The 1,754-nt window shown below is 64.3% G+C and carries 3 protein-coding genes; all 3 read right to left on the minus strand.

The window, feature by feature from the left end; translation table 11 throughout:
* Window positions 1-562, minus strand: a 562-nt coding sequence (locus VPH46_RS16140) for a nucleotide sugar dehydrogenase (RefSeq protein WP_416612860.1), incomplete at its 3' end; no start/stop codon positions are given.
* Window positions 563-894: 332 nt separating this feature from the next.
* Window positions 895-1,104 (minus strand): hypothetical protein, encoded by a 210-nt coding sequence (locus VPH46_RS16145; protein ID WP_416612862.1) that lies wholly within the window; start codon window positions 1,102-1,104, stop codon window positions 895-897.
* A gap of 157 nt (window positions 1,105-1,261) precedes the next feature.
* On the minus strand, window positions 1,262-1,754 hold a 493-nt coding region (locus VPH46_RS16150), incomplete at its 5' end, for a response regulator transcription factor (RefSeq protein WP_416612864.1).

Genomic DNA, 1,754 nt, shown 5'->3' on the forward strand with positions numbered 1-1,754 from the left:
GCGGCCGGTACACCTCTTCCATCGGCGCGCGCGCGCGCTCGTCCTCGATGCCGACGACGATACGGTCGGGACGCTTGAAGTCCTCGATCGCGGCACCTTCGCGCAGGAACTCGGGGTTGGAGGCGACCGCGAACTCGGCGGTCGGGTTCACCTCGGCGATGATGCGCTCGACCTCGTCGCCGGTGCCGACCGGCACGGTCGACTTGGTGACGACGACGGTGAAGCCCTTGAGTGCCGCGCCGATTTCCCGCGCAGCGGCATAGACATAGGAGAGGTCGGCATGGCCATCGCCCCGGCGCGAGGGCGTGCCGACGCCGATGAACACCACGTCGGCCTCCGCCACCGGCCCGGCGAGATCAGTGGTGAATGACAGGCGACCGGCCGCAACGTTGCGCGCCACCAGATCGTCGAGCCCCGGTTCGTAGATCGGAATGCCGCCCGCGCGCAGCTTGGCGATCTTGCCCTCGTCCTTGTCAACGCACACCACGTCATGACCAAAGTCGGCAAAGCACGCCCCCGACACTAGGCCGACATACCCCGAGCCGATCATCACGATACGCATGTCGTTTCCCTTCACGTTACACGCCAACATTCGTGCGGGTGTTTACGCAATCCCGAGCCGATCGCAACGCAGCATTTGCCTTGATGCATGGACGTCCCAGCGTGGCGCACTTCGGCTGCGCCGCGGGCAGTAGTCTGCCAATCTCCTGACTTCCTGGCGTCGCATATATTGCCGCTTCTGCAACAGGACGATGCGGGATGTGGTGGATGTCGGTCATGCTGCCTTTCGGCGTGAAGGGAGCATTCCGACGATGGCGGACCGCGCCGGCTACCGGTCTGACCGATGTGTGAGCAGGAACGGACTCTCTTGTTCAGAAGGCGGGCCGTAGCCGTTCACATGTACCCATCCCAGCGCGTCAAAAACTCGCGGGCGTCGAGTGATGCATGGGGCCCTGCCAGATCCGCGTCGATGCACGTGGCCTGTCGATCGATCGCCTCGAGCCATTTCGCACGCACTGCGTCGACGTCGCGGGCGAGGAGATATCGGTGCCACAGCCGTGCAATGCGCCGTTCCGTGAGGAGCCGTTCCAACGCAGCGCGCATACGCTCCACCCGCAGGTCGGGAACCGGCGCCGCAATTCCTGGATCATGTGCGAAGGATAAACTTCGCGTCGCGTCGTGAGCAGGTCCAAGATCGCCTGTTCTAGCCGCATGTCGTTGGCCGCTGTGTCGCTCAGCATGGAGCTTCCGTCCGTGGGCTTCACTGCGCAAGCGCTATCAATTGAGCCAAGCCATTGGCGCCGGTCTTGGCAACGATTGCAGCGCGATGGTCCTCGACTGTTTTGGGGCTCAGGGCGAGGATTGCGGCGACTGCCTTGTTGCTGTGCCCTTGGACCAGAAGGTCGAAGACCTGGCGCTCCCGCCGGGACAATCCCTCGGTCCGCGCGCGGATGCCGCGCTGCTGCCGCGACCAGGTGACGCCCTCCGCCACTGCGGCGAGAAGGCGTGCTTCGTCGAGCGGTTTTTCGAGGTAATCGAGCCCGCCGTAGCGACGCACCGAGTCCACCGCATTGGCAGTCGTCGGCCATGCCGTCATGAACACGATCGCGATGGCAGGATCCATCGCGCGAATGCGGTCGGCGAAACTGAAGCCGTCGATGTCACCCATCATGATGTCGGTGACAATGCAATGCGCGGGCGCCTCGGCATAGGTCGATAGCAGCATCTCCGGATCGTCGAAGGCTCTGGCGCCA

This window comes from Sphingomonas sp. MJ1 (PH-R8) (assembly GCF_048058635.1).
GTDB lineage: Bacteria > Pseudomonadota > Alphaproteobacteria > Sphingomonadales > Sphingomonadaceae > Sphingomonas.